Below are 20964 nucleotides of genomic sequence, written 5' to 3'. Positions count from 1 at the left end.
CATTTACCCCCTTTTAAAGGAAAGTAAAAAATTATCTTCCTGCACAAACTGAAGCTCTTGTCCGGGGATTTTAGTATCGCGCTGAAAACTGGCCCTGATGTAGTTTTGAGGAAACTCGTAGATCGATTTATTATTCAGTGAATAAGTTCCGGAAAGAAAAAACTTCCATTTCTCATCTTTAATACCATATGCTAAGTAATTTTCGAAATAATAACGTTTACTGAGCTCGGGTGTTGTTCGGCCTCCAAACCGCAGCCTTAAACCCTCTACATTGTTAAAACTGTAAAAAGTATTTACCGGACCAATTTCGTAAGGACCTAGATTCTGATAACCTGCAAATAAAAGGGTTACGATTTTCATCGTGCGTTTAAAAGATGGCAGATTCTGCAGGGTATCAATATTGCCATAAATCTTCAACTGATTTTTTGAAATGGTATCCAGTCTGTTTTTCTCCCAAAACTTATCATCTTTTTTCCCTGCATCTGCCAGCACAACCGTACTTTTTCCTTGAAGAACGGAATCAGGCAATGCGGTATCGAACTGGTAATTTTTGAAAGTAACCGTACGTTCGCCGGTAAAGCCTATTCCTTTGGTTTTGCCGATACCGAAATCGGCCAATAGATTACTTTTGCTTAAGCTGTATTTGCCTTTATTGTTGGCTTCAAAATCAAGATCGACTTTGAGTGCACGTACAAAGTTGAGGTTAATGTTTTTGTTGACGCCAAATGAAGCGCCGGTAACAGCATAATGACTATCATTGGTGACATAAATTTTCCCCTCGAATAACATATCATTTGTATTGCGGGGGGTAAAAGACAGCTCAATAACCTGTGGTTTTTGATTTTTTAACGTATCGGTGATAAAAAACTTATAAAAAGCAGGTGCACCATCTGCAATCGGGCTTAAAAACTCGTTACTGATCACTGAAATATTGTTTTTATAGATATCGATATCCTGATACATCCTGTCGAAATAAGTTTTCATTCCTTTATTATCGATGTACCTGCTATCGAAGTTTACCTGCTTTTCGGCAATAACAATAGTTTTATTCTTTTCAGGATCTTTACTGAGGTAATGATCGGCCAGTTTTTCCTGAATATATACCGGTAACAGGTTTTTTCCGCCAATTAAGGTAGAATCCTGTTCCTGAAACAGAAACTGATAATTCCTGAACATTCTTTTGCTCTTAAACTTATCCGAAACATTGCTTAAGGAAAACAGCATCTTCTCATACTCCCTGAAAGAAGCAGTATTATAACTCTTAATGCGGTTTTCTTCTTTATGGGCAATTACCTGGCGGATCAATTCTACAGCCGGATTATCTTTGTTGCGGTACCTCACCTTTTTCCCGCCCACAATAACCACTTCGTCCAAAGCCCTTGCATCGGGTACTAAGGCTACGTCAAATTCCTGCGTAGCAGAGGGCACAATATTTTTGAAAACGGTTCGGTAACCTACGTAGTTGAAACTGATTTCACCTTGTGGGTTAGGCGAAAAGAGTGTATATTTTCCATTTACATCGGTCTGTGTACCAATTTGGGTATCTTTAAAGAAAACGGAAACATTGGGCAGCGTTTCTTTGGTTACAGCATCGCGCACGGTTCCAGACACCACGGTTCTTTGGGCAAAAACATTTACCTGCAAAATAAAACCTGGGATCAGGAATAAAAAAATGAATAAATCGCTTTCATTTAACTTGTAAAAATAAACTGCCTTTGCATGATATAATTGTAACTGATGCCGGTTAAAACCGAGCTTAGCACTTTAGCGAGTACGTAATTGAGATTAAAAAAATGGGTAAAAATAAATACCCCGGCAGTAACGATGGCCAGATTGCCGGCCCACACCAAAATATACCTGAACGCCTGCCACTTCACCTCCTTCGACCGGCTTTGAAAAACCCATTTGCGGTTAACGTAAAAATTAACCACACCGCCCGAAATGGTGCCGATGATGCTTGCTGCCAGGTACCACAGTCCAAAAAGATTTACCGCAACGATAGTGATACCAAAATCGGTTGCAGAAGCCATTAAGGATGATGCCTGTGCTTTTAGGTAGGTAAGCATGTCTTAAAAAAATCGAAAACCACTACCAGTTGGAGGAGCATATTTGCGTAAATGCCTGCCAGTATATCGTCGGCCATTACGCCCCAACCGCCTGGCAGTTCTTCCAGTTTGCGGATATAAAAGGGTTTCAGAATATCAAAGAACCTAAAAAGAACAAGCCCAATAAGGGTATACTGCCATTGTAAAGGCACAAATAACAGGGTAATGCACATGCCCGCCACTTCATCAATCACTACCCTGTTATGGTCTTTACCCCAAATTTCTTCTACCCGGTCGGCACTCATGATCCCGATCATCACAATGAACATGGTAGACAGTATTGGCCATAAATATGGGTTGGTATAAGGGCTCTGGAAAAGGTGCCAGCAGATACAGGTTGCTATAGCAGCATAAGTACCGGCACCCTTGCCAATGTAGCCAATGCCCAGGGCCGTTGAAAGAAATTTGTGGATAAACACTATACGGTTTCTATCAGTTCTTCTTCGTAATCCTGACCTAAATGGGTAATCAACTCTTCGCCCATGATGTAGCGTAAGGTATTCTGAAGTTTCATTAACTGTTTGAAAATGTCGTTTTCTGCAGGTACACCTGGGATCGTTTGTGGCGATTTTAAGTAGAATGATAACCACTCCTGGATACCCGATAGATTTGAGCGTTTAGCCAGATCGATAAACAAAGCAAGATCCAATACAATCGGTGCAGCTAAAATTGAGTCGCGGCAAAGGAAATTGATTTTGATCTGCATTTTGTAACCCAACCAACCGAAAATATCGATGTTATCCCAGCTTTCTTTGTTATCACCGTGAGGCGGATAATAGTTGATCCTGATTTTGTGGTACATATCGCCATACAAATCCGGGTTAACTTCTGGTTTGAAAATATCTTCCAGTACACCCAGTTTAGATACTTCTTTGGTTTTAAAGTTATCCGGATCGTCTAATACCAAACCATCCCGGTTGCCTAAAATATTATCTGAGAACCAACCATTTACACCTAATGAACGTGCAGCTAAACCTGGTGCCAAAATGGTTTTCATTAAGGTTTGACCGGTTTTGAAATCTTTACCTGCAATTGGGGTATCGGTTTCTTTAGCCAGTTCGATCAATGCAGGAATATCAACCGTTAAGTTTGGTGCACCATTAGCGAATGGAATGCCCAATTTTAATGCAGCATAGGCGTAAATCATACTTGGCGCAATACGCAAATCGTTATCTCTTAAACCTTGCTCAAATGCAGCAAGCGATTCGTGCACTTCTGATGGTTCGAAATAAATTTCGGTAGAACCACACCAAACCAATACAATACGGTCGCAGTTGTTTTCGGCCTTGAAGTTTTTAATATCTTCCATTACGGCTAAAGCCAGTTCGTAACGGTTATCGATGTCTTTTACATATTTACCATCCAGGTTTTTTACGTAGTTTCTGTCGAAAGCAGCACGCATTGGTTTAATGGCCTGCAACTCTTCACGCACATCGCGCAAAAGGTTGGCATCCAGTACACGGGCGTTTAACGCAGCTTCGTAAACATTATCTTCGTACACATCCCAGCCACCGAAAACTAAATCTTTCAGATTGGCTAAAGGCACAAAATCTTTAATTTTTGGCTCTTTTTTCTGTTCTTTTACCCAAACGGATCGTCCCCATCTGCGTCAACGAACCGATCGGTTTTGAGATGCCTTTTTTAATTGCAGCAACTCCGGCGATCATGGTTGTAGCTACAGCGCCAAGTCCTGGCATTAATATTCCCAGCTTACCTTCAGCTGCTTTTACTTGTTGTTTCATTCTGTTTTTTATTTAAAATCTTATAACCAATTGTTTTTACGGTACCAGTTGATGGTTTCGTTTAGTCCCTGCTCCAGTCCGAACCGGGGAACAAAACCAAAATCTTTCTGAATATTATTAATATCGCAGCCCCAGTTAAGGGCCGTGAGCTCTTTTATCTTATCTACATTTAAGGCGGGTATTTTATTAAATACGCCATACAGATATTCCATCGACCAGGCCAAACCTTTAATCAACGGTACAGGTACATTTACCTTTATTGTTTTTTTGCCTAAGGCCTTACTTACATAATGAGCAAGTGATGAGCGCTTGTAAACTGCCCCATCAGAAATGTTATAACTTTTACCCACCACAGCAGAAGCAAGCGCTTTAATAATGATATCGGCCAGATCGGTAGCATATACAAAACTGAGTTCCTGTTCCTGCTTGCCGATGTAAAGCTCGAGCCCGGCTTTAATGGTTTTGATCAGTATGAAAATGTCTTTCTCCCGTGGGCCATAAACCGCAGTGGGTCTGAAAATGATCAGGGGCAGATTGGAAACCTGCGCCAGATAAGTCTCAGCAAGCGCCTTACTGATGCCATAATGGGTTACCGGATTGGATGCACTTCTTTCCGTCAGTTTATCGTTTTTCTGCTTTAAAGGACCCAAAGCCGCCAGACTACTGATAAATATAAATTTCTCTATCGCATGTGTTGATTTCGAAGCAGCTACTGCTAAATTCCTGGTATATGTTGCATTGATCTTATTGTAATCGACTAAATTCTTTGCCTTGGTTACTGCAGCGGCATGTACGATATAATCGTATTTTTTCTCTTCGATATTTTCTTTTAACAAGTAAATCGATTCAAAATCGAGATCCACATAATTGATCTCAAAATCTTTAAGATGATCTGCAGCAGCCGATCGACGTACATTTGCATATACTTCCAGCCCATTGGCCAGAGCAGATTTAATCAGGTGGTACCCTACAAATCCTGTCGCCCCGGTAATCAACACCCGCTTTTTCATATCGCTTTCTCTAAAATCCTGTATTTGCGGTATAGTTTTCCGCCAATGTCTTCAATCGGTTTATTGATCAGGTCGTTATGATCCAAAGTCCAGCTCGCCTCTGCATATTTCATTTTTTTAGCTTCGAAATGTTTGATGATCCGGCCATATAAACAGGCTTCGATTCCCATTTTGCGGTAACCATCTACAACGCCAAGCAATAAAATACGGATGCCATCAATCTTCTTTTTATTAGCTAAAAGCTTGATCAGCCCAGTTGGGAACAACCTACCACGTTTAATTTTGATCAAAATCTGGTTGATATCTGGAATGGCCAGTGCAAAACCCACAATTTTACCATGTTGTTCGGCCAGGATACAAAATTCAGGATCGAGGATCATTTTTAGGTCTTTTGCCGTATAATCGAATTCTTTGTCGGTCATCGGTACAAAGCCCAGGTTTTTGTCCCATGCTTTGTTGTATACGTCTCTTACCGCATTACATTCTTCCTTGAATTTCTTCATGTTGATTTTACGCAGAATGACATCGTTCCGTTTCAAACGGTCCTCTATCCTATCCATCAGCTTTACCGATCGGTCGCTGTAAGTACCAGCGGTATACCGGTAAGCCCTTAAATCCACATTTTTCTGAAAACCCATTTGCTCCAAAAGCGGGAGGTAATATTGGGCGTTATATGGCATCATGGCTACAGGCGGACCGTCAAAACCCTCAATCAGCAAGCCACATACTTCGTTAGTAGAAAAATTAACCGGTCCTAAAACTTTGGTCAATCCCTTTTCTTTTAACCATTCCTGCGCTGCTTCAAAAAGCTGTTTAGCTGCCGAAACATCATTGATACAATCGAAAAAGCCAAAAAATCCGTCTTTCGATTCGTAGACTTTATTGTGGTTGGTATTGTTGATTGCTGCAATCCGTCCAATTACCTTGGCTCCATCATATAGCAAAAAAAGCTGAATTTCAGAATGTTCGTAAAAAGGATGTTTACCTGGAGTTAGCAGATCGCGCTGCGCAATAAAAAGTTCAGGAACGTAGTTTACATCACCTGCATAAAGTTCGTGCGGAAAATCTACAAATGCCGCCAATGCTTTTTTACCAGAAACCTTTACCAGTTCTCTCATGATTGGCTTCCTACTAGTTCTACGTTAACGGCCTTAAAAGCGGCACTTAATTGCTCAATTGCCGACTCAATCTGTTCGAAACTATGTGTGGCCATCAAAGAAAACCTGATCAAAGACGAATCGGAAGGCACAGCTGGCGAAACCACCGGATTAACGAAAACCCCGTTCTGCTGAAGGATATTAGTGATCATAAAGGTTTTGGTATTATCGCGGATGTAGATGGGTATAATCGGACTGTTGCTGTGCCCGATATCGAAACCTGCATTGAGCAAAAGTTTCTTCGCATATTCTGTATTGGCCCAAAGTTTATCAATCCGTTCAGGTTCCGATTCGATGATATCCAATGCAGAAATCACACTTGCCACGGCTGATGGCGGCATACTGGCACTAAACATCAACGAGCGTGCACGGTGTTTGATATATTCGATAGTCTCGGTACTGCCCGCAATAAAACCACCAAGAGAGGCAAGCGATTTGCTAAAAGTGCCCATAATCAGGTCTACATCTTCCGTAAGATTGAAATGTGATGCCGTGCCCGAGCCATTAAAGCCAATTACCCCGAGGCTATGTGCATCATCCATCATGATGTTGGCACCAAATTCATTGGCAATTTCTACCATTTCAGGAAGATTAACTAAATCGCCCTCCATGCTGAAAATACCATCTGAAACAATCAGTTTAGCGGCATCTTCAGGTAATCTACTTAATTTACGGCGAAGATCCTGCATATCATTATGCGCGTACTTAATGGTACGGGCAAAAGCCAAACGGCTACCATCAATGATCGAAGCATGATCGTACTCATCAAGCAAGAGGTAGTCGTTACGATCTAGTAAACAGGATATTACCCCTAAGTTGACCTGAAAACCAGTACTAAAGAGCACCGCAGCCTCCTTGCCAACATAGTCGGCTAAACGGTTTTCCAGTTCCAGGTGAATATCGAGCGAACCATTTAAAAACCGCGAACCAGCACAACCTGTACCATATTTTTCGATGGCAGCTTTGGCGGCTTCTTTTATTTTGGGATGATTGGTGAGGCCTAAATAGGAATTTGAACCAAACATCAATACCTTTTTTCCATTGATCACCACCTCGGTATCCTGGGCAGATTCTATCGACCTGAAATAAGGATACAATCCTTTTTCCTTTATCATAGCTGCATCCTTAAAAGAGGCAATTCTATCTTGTAATTTTTTACGCATACTGAACGCTATTGTTCTTCAGTTTTTAAAACCCTGTTCTGAAAGTCTGGCCTGCGCTTCGATATTGCTATTGAAATCAGAATCGACTCCATAGATTAAAGCCGCATTAACCAAACGATTTGATAACACAATTTTAACGCGGAAATGAAGCCAAAAAAAGGTTCAAATGTGGGATATATTGGTCAAAAAGTTGGATCGGCAAATTGTGACATTCAGATGAATTGACCAATTGACATTCTGACTTTTATTATAAAATAGTAAAAAAGTTAAAAACCATCTAAAACACCCTATAAATCACATAAATAGCTGTTTTTTAGGAAAATACAAACAAAAAATTTATTAATCAAAAACATAAAAATCAATCAGAAATTAGTCATTTTAAAAAATTATACTTGCAAAAACGATCTTGAACATTACATTTGCGGGTACAAAATCCGGCAGATAAAGGGCGAAATCCATCCGAAAAAAGATGGCTGAAATTGGTGTGTAAAAGATGATCGTATCTGTTAAGAAATTATTAAAAAATACTGAACGATTTTATGCAGCAACCGTTACTCAATAAAACTTTTTCAGAAAAAAACCACGAGGAAGCGCTTTCATTAAATGATGGCCTGATGGCGAAAATCCACAATAGCAATGATCCTCACTATTGCGGTTCGGAACCTTTCCGCGTTTCGAGTTATGCCCTCATACTCATTACTAAAGGCAAGCTCAATATCAAGATCAATTTTGAAGATTACGTACTTAACCAAAGGGATATTTTACTGGTTTTGCCACATTCTGTTTATGAAATTACAGATAACAGCAGCGTTTCGTTTATCAGTATCCATTTTAATAAGAGCTACCTTAAAAATAAGGGGATATTTTTTAACAGCGGCGAAACATACCGGATGTCGAAAGATGTTCAATCACATAAATTTTCATTATCAAAAGAGGAATATACTTTTATCTATTACGATATGCTGGCACTCCACAAGAAGCTTAATGTTTCAAAAGATACGCCACAGATTAAAAACATTGTGCACAACAGCTTTTTGGAACTTCTTTACGATATTTTCCTCCTTAAAAACAAACAGAAAGATCCTAAACCTTTTGTACATAACAGCCGCACGGAATTAACCAACCGGTTTTTAGCATTGGTGTCAGAGAATTTTAAAAAGGAAAAAAGGGTGATATATTATGCCAACTGCCTGCGGATTACGCCGAGGCATTTATCGCAGGTGGTGAAACAAGTTACAGACAGGACGGCCGGAGAAATTATTGATGAAATGGTAATCAGGGAAGCCAAATTACTATTAACCAGCCACGTAATGAATATCTCGGAAGTTGCGATAGAATTGTGTTTTAGTAATTCTTCATTTTTCGGCAAATATTTTAAAAAACAGACAGGGGTTACCCCTTCTGAGTATAAAATGTCGAATAATATTGCGGTATAGATCAGTTGAACCGTCATTTCGATTGAAGCAAACCTATTTAAGGATTTGTTTTTATTTACTTTATGGTTTGCCGCTTGTTTCACAGGTTTCATCGGTAGCGAAATGGAGAAATCTTTCGATATAGCTTTCTATACTCCTCGGCGCCAATATCAATGACATTATTCTAAAAAATCGGCGTCATCTCGACCGGAGCAACGCGTAGTGGAGAGATCTTTGGCTATATTAAAAGAATTCTCCACTACGGTCGAGATGATGACTTAAATGAAATTGGACAGGAAGACGGAAGTCTTAATCTATTCCTTTTTTGGAAAGCAGGGATAGTGATGCTTCGGCTGCCCTGGTCCCGCCCTTTGCTTTATCCCGATAGAAGGAATCGGGGATAACGCTGCCGGTCGGGTTTATTTCACCCATAATAGCAGTACTATTTATGCCCCTTAAACCCGATCAAAGCGGGATGCCGAATTCCTTCAAATTGGCAGAAGCGGAAGCGGGACTGACCCCATCCAAATGCTCCTGCAATTGCTTTTCAGAAAATAAATGTTAGCTCCTGTTAAATTTTACAACAAATATTACATAGTCTTTTGCTGCCAAGTTGAGTTTAATGGATCGCTTTTACTAATGCGTTGAAATGGTCTTCGACTACGCTCAGACTGACATAGGAAATAATTTTATTTAATTTTTAAATAGTCTCTTAATCTTAAGGATTTATACTAGTCATTTTTTTACCTGCTATATCCTCCCATCTATAAAAGTGAAAGGTTTTATCATCACTCATCGCTACGAGCAAACCGTGTTTAAAATCTTTATTTAATGGGACGGAAACCACATCGATGCCATCTGTTTGATTAGCTGAATACTTTATGGTGGTTAACAGCGGGTGTGGCTGAGCAGTATTGGCTTTAGCCACCCTATCGTACACTTTTAACTGCCTGGCACCCTGATCAGATACCAGAATATACCCTCTATTTCCTGAAGTTTTATAAATAGCGATGCCTTCATTGTCAACAGCAAAATCACCCTGTCCGAATAGTGCCAATTCTTTATTTCCTTTGGCGGGGTCTGCATAATACTTGCGCACACCTACCTGCTCATCACAATAATAAACAAAACCCAGTTCGTTATCAACGGCAATGGCCTCGATTTCTTTTTTGCCACTATACAGGCCGAATTTCCGCACTAAATCTGCTTTAATATTGCCTTTTCCATCATCAGCCAATAAATATTGCCAAAGATAACCTCCGTTTTTAGGCCCTGTTTTACGACCAACGATTGCATAAATTTTTCCAGCAGGGTCGGTATACATCGAAATCCCCATCAAATCGCGGTACTCTGCCGCTGTTTCACCTACAAAAACCGGAATTCCGCCATTGTCGATTGCTTTCATATCGGGAAGAGAAAATATCCGCAGTTTATGCGTGTAACGTTCTGTTGTAACCGCAATATCTGTCTTTTTCCCAGCCAACTGTAAACCATAGGCGATATCAACGTTATTTGGTCGCTTTAAGCCTTTTATGGTTTTTGATTTGATGATTTTACCTTTCAGATCGAAAACATACAAGCCACCACTACTATCTTTATCGGTACCGATTACCAATGACTGTGCCGGATCTTTCTGGTTTACCCAGATCGCAGGATCGTCGGTATCAAAATCAACAGGATCGGATACGTATAAGGGTTTTATTACTGCACTACTTCCGTTTTGTATGCCTCCATTACAAGAAATGGTCAGGCTTAAAACCGCAAAAGCGGCAAATTTTAATATACTATTATGTTTCATTTTATATTTTAGTTCCGTATGCACCAACAAATGTTGATGGTGAAGGTGAGCTATAGGTGATACCATTTTTCATTGTAATTCCGGCCTGGTGATGGCGGATAAAATTAGTGATGCCTTTACCCAAAGCCGGTGAGTTGCCTTGCAGGTGAAAATCCCATGCCGTATTGAAATCCGCATTGGTAACTGCTGTGTTTAGAGGATAGTTCACAAATTTAGGATCATTAGCCCCTGCAACATTGCTGATCACATCGTTTTTACCACCCACAATATCGCCGGTTGGCTGAAACTGATTTACAGTCGCCTGATCGAAGCCATAATACCAGTTATTGCTATAAGCAGAACGGCTATCTTCAGGCTTTTTTGGATCTCTTTTCACACCAAAACGGGTATTGGCGAAAAGATTATTATACAGATCGGCACGTACTGTGCTCTCCAGCCAGATCGATCCGCCTTTTGCAGTTGGTCTTCTCCAGCCCGTATTCACCATGGTATTGTTATAGGCAATAATATAAGCTTGTGGTGTTTTATCACCGGTGTTAGATAATTTTAAGGCATTGGTATTGGTGCTATAAACCAAATTATAGGCTATATCCGCCAAACAGCCCGATTTAAAGTTCATAGCTTCTCCTCCTGTTACGCCTGTAGTATAAAACACATTATTGGCAAAAATAATCTTTCCACCTTCAATGTAAGTACAATCTTCCTGGAGGTTTCTGAATATACTATTTTGAACCACTAATTTGCCATTAGCATTGGCAAACCAGAGTGCAGGTAAGTTTTCTCCGGCTTTTGCTTTATAAAGTCCCATTTTAACCGATGTTGAAGCATCTGAAGTAGTTGATCCGGCATATTCAAGAATTACATGATCAAGCACCAGTTCCTCGCATGTTGGGCCAGCCAAAATACCGCCCCAAAGCTTTCCGAATTTTTTTGATGAGGTTTTATAAAATTCATTTACCGTAAACTTAATCGGATTTTCTGCAGTTCCAAGTGCATACAGATTGCCTTTTATAACAATTTCTGGTTTCGCAACCGTATCCATCAGCACCGTCACCCCTCTTCAATTGTTAGCGTTTTACCTTCGGGGATTATAATATCGCCTTTGATTACCTGCGTACTGCCTTTTGCCCAAACCCCGAAAACCTCACCAATTGCCGAGCCATCAACGGCAGTGGTATCAACATCTATATTGGCTTTTTCACATCCTGCCAAGGCCAGCACAACAAGGATTAATAATTTAAAAATCTGTTTTGATTTCATGTCTTTGTTTCTTTAAATGCTATTAATTAAATTTATACCTAAAGCCAATAAGATAATTCTGGCCATAATAATCGCTTCTGATCAAGGTGTTTCCATTTTTAACCAAATCTTCTTTGATATCGTTATTTGCCGGGTTTGTACCTTTTATAAATAGTTTTGTTGGTGTATTTAAAATGTTGTTGGCTTTTACAAAAACACTAATCCCACCTTTAAAACGCTTCTCTGCAGATGCATCCACCTGTACAAATCCTTCCTGCCACAAATCGTTATTTAAGAATTGTGAAACGGTATTGATGCGCGGTCCCGTATAGGCACCGGCAACCTGAGCATCCCAGCCTTTTTTGGTGTCTTTAAACAATATGGAAAGGTTAGCAATATGCGCAGACTGACCATAAAGCGGACGTTCCTGGTTTACATTGGCAGGCTCGGTATCTCCGGTAGCGCTATTAATAACCCTGGTGGTTTTGGTGGTGTTGATGCGAGAATGGGTATAGGTATAATTGGCCTTTACACCTATTTTACTGAAATATTTGATGTAATCTACCTCTGCTCCATAGTTATTGGCCGTACCAAAGTTTCCCGAACTATAATAAATATCCTGACCGCGAACGGCATCGGCCTGAAAGGTATATTCAATTGGATTTTTTATCCTTTTGTAGAACGCACCAACCAATAGTTGCTCGGAAGCGCCAGGAAAAAGCTCGTACCTTAAATCGAAATTATCAGCCAGTGCACGTTGAAGATTAGGATTACCACGTTCCTGGAATTCTTCATTTACAACTTTTCCGGGAACAATTTCGTAAAAACCCGGACGGTTAAGTGCTTTGTAATAAGAAGCATGTAACTGCGCTTTTTCTGTTAAAAAGTATTTTGCAGTTAAACTCGGTAATACATCGGTATAAATCTGGTTTCCTTTTGGAAAAGATTCTCCTGCCGGAAAAAGAAGATTATAACCCTGGTTGGTATGTTCTACTCTTGCACCACCAATGACTTCTAACTTAGCTGAAGTATATTTAAACATGCCATAACCAGAAGTGGTTTGCTCAGTTGCATCGTAGGTAAGGGAATTGGCTACTGCACCTGTTGGATTGCTTACTACCAGATTCAGGTCGGTATAATTTTGGAAATTTACACCATAAATATCATTTGCATGATCTGCTCCCTGAGCCATATTGTAATTATTAAAGAAGCTGCTTCTTTGTTTATCGCGGTATAAACCTCCTGCCATAATATCCAGCTTATGGTCTCCTAATAAAACATGATAAGTCAGATCAAGATAACCAGCTAAGTCTTCGTCGGTATTGCGTTCCCATCTGCGCGTAACCGGATTGGTATTGACCAAACTGGTACGTTTGCGTTGAAAATTCTGCTCCAACCCATTCAAACTGATACTGGTATTTTCGGGTACATCGTTTTTCGCCGAAGAATAAACAGCCGACCATTGCACCTTAAATTTATGATCAAAAAATTTATGGTCGCCATGCAGCGTAGAATTGTAAATCTGCTGCTTCGTTAAACGGCTACGGGTATCAAAAACCAACTGTGCATTTCCTACTACAGGATCATAATCCTTGTTATAAGTTGTGGTTACGGCATCTCTAACCTGTTGATTTTTCAAATTAACGTATACATTATAAAAACTGATCTGATGGTCTTTGTTAAAAACATAATCAATTTTCCCGTGCAAACCGGTACGCTGCTGTTGTTCAGAAAACTCACGGTAACTTTTACTGGTAATTGTAGCATAAGCATCTGTACCAACAACCGAATTATTGTAGAAAGTACTATTGCTTCCGCGGTAGGTATTCTGATAACTACCTGCCAGTACTACACCGAGTTTATTATCCAAAAAGCGTTTACTTAAAGATAAACTTCCGATTAAATTAGGTGCAGGATTTTTATATTTATAATCGAGTGTTCCCTTGCTAAAATCGTTTTGTGTAGCATTGTAATTTTTTCCGTTTACTTCATACGGTGATTTATAATTAATATCTGAAGCGTTGTAACTGGTAAACTTACGATCGAAAAACAACTGACTGTAACCAGTAGAAATGTTGGCATTCACCTGTAACTGACCAGGTGCATTTTTCATCACCATATTAATCGCGCCGCCAATCGCATCACCCTCTAAATTTGGCGTAAGGGTTTTGTACACCTCTAAACGATCGAGTAAATCAGCAGGGAAAAGATCCAGCGGAACATAACGGTATTTATTATCCGGACTCGGGATTTTAACGCCATTTACCAAAGTATAATTATAGCGTTTATCCATTCCCCTTAATATGGCGTACTGTCCATCCCCATTACTATTGCGCTCTATAGATACCCCCGAAATGCGTTGCATCACATTTGCCACCGTTAAATCTGGTGAAATTTCAATGGCCTTCCCTGATACGATATTCATTAACTGCGGGGCATTTTTTTCTAAACGTCTGGCCCCCTGATCGGTAGAACTCACGGCATTTGACTTAATGGTGATATCGTCAAGGCTTTTCGAATCGCTCTCCATGTAGAACTTTAAGTGATCGTTATCTTCTTTCAATATCACTAAAGTTTTTTCGATGGTTCTGTAGGTAATGTAGCTTACACTAATTTTGGCAGCACCCACTTTTACATCCTTAAATTCGAAGGTACCGTCCAATCCGGTATTCGTTACACGCCTTGGGTTTTCTAAAACCACTGTTGCACCTACAATGGCTTCTCCAGTTTGCTTATCGTAAACGTGGCCTTTCAGTTTTGTGGCATGAGCAGTGCCTGCACAAAAAAGAAGTAAAAACAGAATTTGTAATAATTTATTCATTGTGTTTGGTCATGTCTTTTTTATAATCGACGAAACAAAGGTGTATACACCGGATTACACAAAGAAATTATCGAGGTTACATAAAGGCAACAGCGTTACAATATGCATAGATCAAAAGGCAACATAAAAACACAAAATATTGATTATAAACAAATTAAACACATCTCAATACGCCGTTATGTTTGTATTACCGTTACATTAACAAATTGTTAAGCTGCAAAAATCGCTAAGAACAGGCCGTAGATTACAGCAGATGTAACGGTTATAATGCCTGGATAAATGCTGATAAGTTATCGCCTTGTGCCAGATTCAGCTTTTTCCTTAGCCTATATCTCGATACCCTTAAGCTATCGGTAGATATACCGAGTAAAGTTGCAATATCAGCTGAATCGAGATTCATTTTCAATAATGCAATCAGGCGCATATCGGCCGAGGTAAGCTCATGGCTATATTTTTTTAGGCTTTCGAGAAATTGATGGTGAACTTGTTCGAAAGCCAGCGTAAATTCCTTCCAGTTGCGTTCATGGTTAAAACTCTGATTAATCTCGGCCAGAATCTGGTTCATCTGCTTTTTCTGATCCCGTTTATCCTCTTTCACCATCGCTTGTAAGGTACTTCTTAGATTTTCTAAAAATTGGTTATGCTTAATCAGATTTAAAGTATGGGTAGATAGCTCCCTGCTTTTAACCTCCAGCAATTGTTTCAGATTTTGTTCTTCAAGTTGAAGATTTTTGAGCTCGAGACTGGTCATGCCGTGCTCTATGGCCTTCTGCCTCGCCAGCATCTGTTGATCTCTTAATTTTAAACGTTGCCTGCTGAAAATAACAAAACCCAAAACAACCAATAATATCACCACAATGGTGGCAGAAAAAGCAATAATCCTGTTCATCTTCCGGTCGTTTTTCAGTTTATTAATCTCCTCAGATTTTTTATTAATATCGTAAAGCACCTGTAAAAAGGCCACCTGCCGGGCCCCATCTTCCGAATACAGATCAATAGTGTACTTATACCCAAGTTTTACATAGTGGTAGGCGCTGTCCATATTGTTTAACAGTTCATAAGCTTTGCCCAAATCTCTGCAGCAGGAACTCAACTGATAAATATTACCCATCTTTTGGGCCAGTTTCAAGGCAGTTTCAGTTTGCTCAATACTTTCTTTATACCGGCCGGTTTTACGCAGGATATCACCTAGATTATTAATTACCTCAATACTTCCCAAATTATTATGATCTTCCTGATAGAGATTTAACGACTGTTTAAAATGCACATAAGCAGAATCGTAATGTTCCAGGTCTTCATATATGCTGCCCAGGTTTTCGTGTATTTTTGCAGCTTCACTTTTATCGTTAACTTTTTCACTAATTTTTAAGGCCAGTTTTTGATAGTAAAATGCACTGTCGTAAAGTTGTCTTTTCTCGTACAACTGCCCGATGTTACCCAGAACGGTTACCTGTCCGGTTAAGTTATTCGATTTTTTATAAATGCCAAGAGCATTACTATAGCTATGCATGGCCTTGTCTTTCTGCTTCATATAATAGTAGAGCACCCCGGCATCGTTAAGATTAGCGGCCAATAAAAGCGATTGACTGGCATTACCGAATATTTTATCTGCTTTTAAGAAGAATTCTAAAGATTGACTAAAATGGCCTTGTGTATAACAAATCTTGCCCATCTGCTGCAAACATTTGCCCTCTAAAAGTTCATCGTTATCGTCGATGGCTTTAGCATATATTTTTTTTAATTGAGCCAGGGCTGCAGTCGGATCTTTTTGATTTAGCGTAATAATCGATTCGAATCTGTCGCCCCGGGCGTAAGTATTCGTAATGAAGAATAGAAAAAATATAAGAACACAAATGGGTTTGGTCATGTTAAAATCAATTATATCAGACAATTCCGGACAAAGAAAGAGCACCCATGTTAACTTAAGGTTAAGTTGAAGAATTAAGTGATGAATGTTAAATCCAATTTCAAATCGGATTTTAAGCGATATTTTTGTAATTCAGAATAAAAATCAATGTTAATGAATCTCCTCAAGAAGCTGTATCATAAATGTAATTCAATCCAATTTGTCACGTTGAGCCTGTAGAAATGCCTTGTAAGACATTTAAAACAGGTCCTTCGACAAGCTCAGGATGACAATTCTATATTTTTGAGAAAGCTTCATCCGCTTAAGGGATAAGAATAAAACATGGAGGGATTCGGCGAAATAAAGTACCGGTGTTCAATAAACCCGACCGACAGCGTTATTCCGATTTTAGGATGATTTGTATTTTGAGCGTATTTTTATCGGGATTAAGCAAAGGGCGGGGCTGATGTAACCGAAGCACTACAGGTACTGCTTTTCTAAAAGATAGAATTATTGAAATTATATTCATGAAAATCCCTTTTTATAGAGTTTTACCCTCCATTAACTGTTTTCGTGTCAGATGGGAACATCAGAAACCACAGGTAACCATCGTATGGATGATACGGCCTCTTTTTAAAAACATCTCCGATTCATTTAATTCTGCCTTATCTCACTGCAAAGCTCATTAATCAGTTATGCAGCAAACAACTTCACTTGCCAATAACCAGTTAAACAATTAACCTGTTAACCCCTAACAAATGAACTAATGACTAATGACTAATGACTAATGACTAATGAACCAACACTACAGCGGATAAGCGGTTTCACTTTTTGGCTCTGAAAGTACAAAGTAGCTCTGAACGGTTGTAATATTGGGGAGTGTAGCCAGTTTATTCCGTAAAAATTCATGATAGGCATCCATATCTTTAGTTGCAATACGGAGAATAAAATCATGAGCCCCGGTCATTTGAAGGCATTCCATTACTTCCCCGAATTTAGAAACTTCGGTTTCGAATTCGATCAGGGTTTTAGCAGTATGCTCTTTCAGTAATACATGTGAAAAAGCAATCAGGTTTCTATTTATTTTTTTCCGATCAAGAATCGCCACAATTCTTTTGATATAACCTTGTTCTTTTAATCTCCTGATGCGTTCGTGTATGGTTGCTATAGACTTGTGCAGCTTTAAAGATATCTCTTTATGGGTCAATGCGGCATCATGCTGCAGCAATTTTAATATTTCGATGTCAACCTGATCTAAATCTCCGTGTATCATGTTCGCTGATGAATGAAAAAAAATATAATGGACATTAAAAAATTCAGCTTAAACTGAAATAAAAACTAATAATAGACCAAAAAAACAGAAAATTTATGTAAAAAACAACTTGTATTGACACAAATAAGAATAATACGGAGTTTTACCGAAATTTTAATAATCAAAGTTGCTTTATCTGATTGATTTAAAAAATAGCCATGAATACCTTAACAGCAAATGAAATGATTTCTACAAAACAAGGGAAATTCGAACATTTATCGCTTCTGGTTGGTAATACACCAATGCTGGAGCTTACTTATACTTACCAGGGAAGTACAGGTAAAATTTATGTTAAATGTGAGCATTATAACCTAACAGGCAGTATTAAGGACAGGATGGCGCTTTACACCTTGAAAAAAGCTTATGCTGAAGGCAAAATCAAAGCCGGAGATCGTATTGTTGAGGCTACCAGCGGTAACACCGGCATTGCATTTGCAGCAATAGGCAAAGCCTTAGGTCATCCGGTAACCATAATTATGCCCAACTGGTTGAGCAAAGAGCGCATGGATATTATTAAAAGTTTAGGTGCTGAAATTATTCTGGTGAGCAAAGAAGAAGGTGGATTTATCGGTAGCATTAAACTTGCAGAAGAGATGGCTGCAAACAATCCGGATATCTTTTTACCAAAACAGTTCGAAAATATTGCCAATCCAGAAGCACACGAACATACCACAGGTAAGGAAATCTGGGGGCAATTGCAATTGAAAAATCTATCGCCCGATGCTTTTGTTGCCGGAGTAGGCACTGGAGGAACCATCATGGGCGTAGGTAATTTTTTAAGAAAGCAAAACGCTGAGATTAAAATACACCCACTTGAACCTGCAGAATCACCTACTTTAACTACGGGTTATAAAGTAGGCAGCCACAGAATCCAGGGCATTTCTGATGAGTTCATTCCAGAAATTGTTAAACTGAGCGAACTGGATGAGGTGGTACAGGTAAATGATGGCGATGCCATACTAATGGCACAAAAACTAGCTGAGAAACTTGGTTTAGCGGTAGGCATATCATCAGGAGCCAATGTGATAGGTGCCATAAAACAACAGCAAAAAATGGGAATTGACAGCTGTGTAGTGACCATCTTTTCTGATAGCAACAAGAAATATTTAAGTACCGATCTCATGAAATTGGAACCAGTTAAAACAGGATACATTACCCCTGAAGTAGATTTTCTGGACTACCAGGCCTTTAGCAGATTACATTAATCAACATAACCAATAAACCACAACATGAAAAAAATCACCTTTTTGTTCTGTACTGTATGCCTGATTAGCCTTAGTGCATATAGCCAAATTTTAAAACCCGTAACCTGGAGTTACGCCGCAAAAAACCGGCCCAAATACAGCCACTGTTTTCATCAAAGCTTCTGTAGATCAGGGCTGGCACCTCTATTCGCAATTTGTTAAAGATGGAGGTCCTGTTAAAACAACCTTTACTTTTCCTGCATCTGGCGCTTACACCCTGGTTGGAAAAACTACAGAACCAAAAGCGATAACCAAATTCGAATCTACTTTTAAAATGGATGTAAGCTACTTCGAAAAGTCGGTAGTTTTTCAACAAAAAGTGAAGCTAAAAGGCAAAACCGCAACCGTTAAAGGCAATGTAGAGTTTATGGTATGCGACGATAAACAATGTTTACCGCCAGAGCAGGTCGAATTTAGTATTCCTGTAAAATAATAGCGTTACCAAGAATATGATATCCTTAAAAAAAATATGTCTCGGTTTGCTGTTCGTTTGTGCCATATCCTTAAATGGATATGCACAGGATAGCTCCGGAACCGACGACCTCACTTTTACAGAGATAAAGCCAGAAGCGCCTGATAGTACAATCAAAGCAACTGATACTGTTGCCAAAATAGCAGCTGCAGTACCCGCCACTGTTAAGCAAACTGTTGCACCATCAAAAGAAGAACACAAAACTTTGTGGGGGATTTTTATTGCTGGCTTTGTTGGCGGTTTAGCAGCCCTGTTGATGCCCTGCATCTTTCCCATGTTGCCCCTTACAGTAAGTTTTTTCACTAAAGGATCAGAAAAAGGGAAAGCCTTTCGGCGGGCAGCATTGTATGGTTTTTTCATTATCCTCATTTATGTGGTGCTTGGGCTTTTGGTTACCGTAATTTTTGGTGCCGATGCCTTAAACAGTCTATCAACCAACGGGATATTCAATTTCTTTTTCTTCTTATTACTTGTTGTTTTTGCAGCATCGTTTTTGGGCGCTTTTGAAATTACCCTACCCTCTTCATGGGTAAATAAAATGGATGCCAATTCAGACAAAGGCGGCATTGCAGGATTATTTTTCATGGCAGGAACACTGGCTTTAGTATCCTTCTCCTGCACCGGGCCCATTATAGGTACTTTATTGGTACAGGCAGCTACAACCGGCGCTTTGTTAGGGCCTGCAATTGGCATGTTTGGCTTTTCTTTGGCACTGGCCATTCCTTTTGCCTTATTTGCGCTATTTCCGTCTGCAATGAACAAACTACCAAAATCTGGTGGCTGGCTAAACAGTGTTAAGGTTGTACTTGGTTTTCTTGAACTTGCCTTTGCCCTAAAATTCCTAAGTAATGTAGACCTGGCCTACCATTGGGAATGGTTTGACCGCGAAATATTCTTAAGCCTTTGGATTGTTATTTTCGGGATGATGGGTATTTATCTTCTTGGTAAACTAAAGTTTTCACATGATAGTCCTTTGTCATTTATCTCAGTACCCAGGCTTTTTTTAGCTACTGTTGTATTGGCCTTTACTATTTACCTGATCCCGGGTATGTGGGGAGCGCCATTAAGGAGCATTTCAGCCTTTCTTCCACCACAGGAAACGCAGGATTTCGATCTGTACACAGCCAATTTATTAGCAGGAAAACAGACCGCAACAAATGATGGTCCGCACAAATATGCAGATAAATTTCATGCACCATTAAAGCTCAATGCCTATTTCGATTATGATGAAGGTTTAGCTGCAGCTAAGAAACTGAATAAACCGGTACTAATTGATTTTACCGGCCATGCCTGCGTAAACTGCAGGAAAATGGAAGCCAATGTTTGGCCGGATAAAGACGTATATAAAATGATCAGTAATGATTATGTATTGATCCAGTTATATGTGGATGATAAAACAGCACTTGCTCCGGCTGATGTAACGGTTACACCTGAAGGAAAAAAACTCAGCACCATTGGTAAAAAATGGAGCGACCTGCAAGCAAGGAAATTCCAGTCCAATTCGCAGCCTTTTTATGTACTGCTCGATCCAAAAACAGAAGCACTATTGGCACCACCACAAGGTGCCGATTACGAAATAGCCAATTATAAAAAATTCTTAACAAGTGGTTTAAACGCTTTCCACTAAGAGATAGGATTCA

General features: G+C 39.5%; 16 protein-coding genes and 1 pseudogene. 4 read left to right on the top strand and 13 right to left on the bottom strand.

Translation table 11 applies throughout. The features are described from left to right. Positions 1-3: 3 nt before the first annotated feature. From ACQ86H_RS09675 to spt, 7 genes and pseudogenes are all read right to left on the bottom strand, one after another. Complete coding sequence (locus ACQ86H_RS09675) at positions 4-1644, bottom strand: DUF5686 family protein (RefSeq protein ID WP_431294668.1); 1641 nt, start codon at positions 1642-1644, stop codon at positions 4-6. A 47-nt stretch (positions 1645-1691) separates the two neighbouring features. Further along, positions 1692-2066: a GtrA family protein gene (locus tag ACQ86H_RS09670; protein WP_138822083.1), complete on the bottom strand. Its 375-nt coding sequence runs from the start codon at positions 2064-2066 to the stop codon at positions 1692-1694. After that, a complete protein-coding gene (locus ACQ86H_RS09665; protein ID WP_431294667.1) occupies positions 2051-2524 on the bottom strand; it encodes a phosphatidylglycerophosphatase A family protein in 474 nt (157 codons plus the stop codon). The genes ACQ86H_RS09670 and ACQ86H_RS09665 overlap by 16 nt, the downstream gene beginning before the upstream one ends. Next, positions 2524-3772: pseudogene (locus ACQ86H_RS09660) on the bottom strand (inositol-3-phosphate synthase). The gene ACQ86H_RS09665 and the pseudogene ACQ86H_RS09660 overlap by 1 nt, the downstream one beginning before the upstream one ends. 95 nt (positions 3773-3867) lie before the next feature. After that, positions 3868-4857, bottom strand: a complete 990-nt coding sequence (locus tag ACQ86H_RS09655; RefSeq protein WP_431294666.1) for an NAD-dependent epimerase/dehydratase family protein — start codon at positions 4855-4857, stop codon at positions 3868-3870. Continuing rightward, positions 4854-5975 carry a hypothetical protein gene (locus ACQ86H_RS09650; RefSeq protein ID WP_431294665.1) on the bottom strand — a complete coding sequence of 374 codons (1122 nt, stop codon included), beginning with the start codon at positions 5973-5975 and terminating at the stop codon, positions 4854-4856. Before ACQ86H_RS09650 ends, ACQ86H_RS09655 begins: the two co-directional genes overlap by 4 nt. Further along, positions 5972-7177, bottom strand: a complete 1206-nt coding sequence (gene spt / locus ACQ86H_RS09645) for a serine palmitoyltransferase (protein WP_138822091.1) — start codon at positions 7175-7177, stop codon at positions 5972-5974. Before spt ends, ACQ86H_RS09650 begins: the two co-directional genes overlap by 4 nt. 539 nt (positions 7178-7716) lie before the next feature. Between spt and ACQ86H_RS09640 the strand changes: the two genes are divergently transcribed. Further along, on the top strand, positions 7717-8613 hold the full coding sequence (locus tag ACQ86H_RS09640) for an AraC family transcriptional regulator (protein WP_431294664.1): 897 nt from the start codon (positions 7717-7719) through the stop codon (positions 8611-8613). A 697-nt stretch (positions 8614-9310) separates the two neighbouring features. Here the strand turns inward: ACQ86H_RS09640 and ACQ86H_RS09635 are convergent. The 6 genes from ACQ86H_RS09635 to ACQ86H_RS09610 all read right to left on the bottom strand — a co-directional run bounded on the left by ACQ86H_RS09635 (position 9311) and on the right by ACQ86H_RS09610 (position 17569). Next, the gene (locus ACQ86H_RS09635) at positions 9311-10390 is read right to left on the bottom strand and encodes a phytase (protein WP_138822095.1); all 1080 of its coding nucleotides are present in this window, start codon (positions 10388-10390) and stop codon (positions 9311-9313) included. A 1-nt stretch (position 10391) separates the two neighbouring features. Further along, on the bottom strand, positions 10392-11444 hold the full coding sequence (locus tag ACQ86H_RS09630; RefSeq protein WP_431294663.1) for a right-handed parallel beta-helix repeat-containing protein: 1053 nt from the start codon (positions 11442-11444) through the stop codon (positions 10392-10394). After that, positions 11441-11650, bottom strand: coding sequence for a hypothetical protein (locus tag ACQ86H_RS09625; RefSeq protein ID WP_431294662.1), 210 nt, complete (start codon positions 11648-11650; stop codon positions 11441-11443). Before ACQ86H_RS09625 ends, ACQ86H_RS09630 begins: the two co-directional genes overlap by 4 nt. A 22-nt stretch (positions 11651-11672) precedes the next feature. Next, complete coding sequence (locus ACQ86H_RS09620; protein WP_431294661.1) at positions 11673-14450, bottom strand: TonB-dependent receptor domain-containing protein; 2778 nt, start codon at positions 14448-14450, stop codon at positions 11673-11675. A gap of 262 nt (positions 14451-14712) precedes the next feature. Further along, complete coding sequence (locus ACQ86H_RS09615; RefSeq protein ID WP_138822101.1) at positions 14713-16317, bottom strand: tetratricopeptide repeat protein; 1605 nt, start codon at positions 16315-16317, stop codon at positions 14713-14715. Between the two features lie 784 nt (positions 16318-17101). Then, positions 17102-17569 carry an Lrp/AsnC family transcriptional regulator gene (locus tag ACQ86H_RS09610; protein WP_121286955.1) on the bottom strand — a complete coding sequence of 156 codons (468 nt, stop codon included), beginning with the start codon at positions 17567-17569 and terminating at the stop codon, positions 17102-17104. 197 nt (positions 17570-17766) lie between these two features. Between ACQ86H_RS09610 and ACQ86H_RS09605 the strand changes: the two genes are divergently transcribed. The 3 genes from ACQ86H_RS09605 (at position 17767) to ACQ86H_RS09595 (ending at position 20951) form a co-directional block, all read left to right on the top strand. Continuing rightward, positions 17767-18813, top strand: coding sequence for a PLP-dependent cysteine synthase family protein (locus ACQ86H_RS09605; protein ID WP_431294660.1), 1047 nt, complete (start codon positions 17767-17769; stop codon positions 18811-18813). 151 nt (positions 18814-18964) lie between these two features. Next, a complete protein-coding gene (locus ACQ86H_RS09600; protein ID WP_431295370.1) occupies positions 18965-19285 on the top strand; it encodes a protein-disulfide reductase DsbD domain-containing protein in 321 nt (106 codons plus the stop codon). A gap of 16 nt (positions 19286-19301) precedes the next feature. Further along, positions 19302-20951, top strand: a complete 1650-nt coding sequence (locus tag ACQ86H_RS09595) for a protein-disulfide reductase DsbD family protein (RefSeq protein WP_431294659.1) — start codon at positions 19302-19304, stop codon at positions 20949-20951. Positions 20952-20964 lie beyond the last annotated feature (13 nt).

Source organism: Pedobacter sp. P26, assembly GCF_050632135.1.
GTDB lineage: Bacteria > Bacteroidota > Bacteroidia > Sphingobacteriales > Sphingobacteriaceae > Pedobacter.
The sequence above is the reverse complement of the archived record's forward strand: the minus strand, read 5'-3'. Positions and strand labels throughout refer to the sequence as shown.

What these genes read in the sequence shown, in the direction of transcription:
- ACQ86H_RS09670 (WP_138822083.1), bottom strand. Translation starts at nt 2,066, where the DNA reads ATGCTTACCTACCTAAAAGCACAGGCATCATCCTTAATGGCTTCTGCA.
- ACQ86H_RS09655 (WP_431294666.1), bottom strand. Translation starts at nt 4,857, where the DNA reads ATGAAAAAGCGGGTGTTGATTACCGGGGCGACAGGATTTGTAGGGTAC.
- ACQ86H_RS09650 (WP_431294665.1), bottom strand. Translation starts at nt 5,975, where the DNA reads ATGAGAGAACTGGTAAAGGTTTCTGGTAAAAAAGCATTGGCGGCATTT.
- spt (WP_138822091.1), bottom strand. Translation starts at nt 7,177, where the DNA reads ATGCGTAAAAAATTACAAGATAGAATTGCCTCTTTTAAGGATGCAGCT.
- ACQ86H_RS09640 (WP_431294664.1), top strand. Translation starts at nt 7,717, where the DNA reads ATGCAGCAACCGTTACTCAATAAAACTTTTTCAGAAAAAAACCACGAG.
- ACQ86H_RS09635 (WP_138822095.1), bottom strand. Translation starts at nt 10,390, where the DNA reads ATGAAACATAATAGTATATTAAAATTTGCCGCTTTTGCGGTTTTAAGC.
- ACQ86H_RS09625 (WP_431294662.1), bottom strand. Translation starts at nt 11,650, where the DNA reads ATGAAATCAAAACAGATTTTTAAATTATTAATCCTTGTTGTGCTGGCC.
- ACQ86H_RS09620 (WP_431294661.1), bottom strand. Translation starts at nt 14,450, where the DNA reads ATGAATAAATTATTACAAATTCTGTTTTTACTTCTTTTTTGTGCAGGC.
- ACQ86H_RS09615 (WP_138822101.1), bottom strand. Translation starts at nt 16,317, where the DNA reads ATGACCAAACCCATTTGTGTTCTTATATTTTTTCTATTCTTCATTACG.
- ACQ86H_RS09610 (WP_121286955.1), bottom strand. Translation starts at nt 17,569, where the DNA reads ATGATACACGGAGATTTAGATCAGGTTGACATCGAAATATTAAAATTG.
- ACQ86H_RS09605 (WP_431294660.1), top strand. Translation starts at nt 17,767, where the DNA reads ATGAATACCTTAACAGCAAATGAAATGATTTCTACAAAACAAGGGAAA.
- ACQ86H_RS09595 (WP_431294659.1), top strand. Translation starts at nt 19,302, where the DNA reads ATGATATCCTTAAAAAAAATATGTCTCGGTTTGCTGTTCGTTTGTGCC.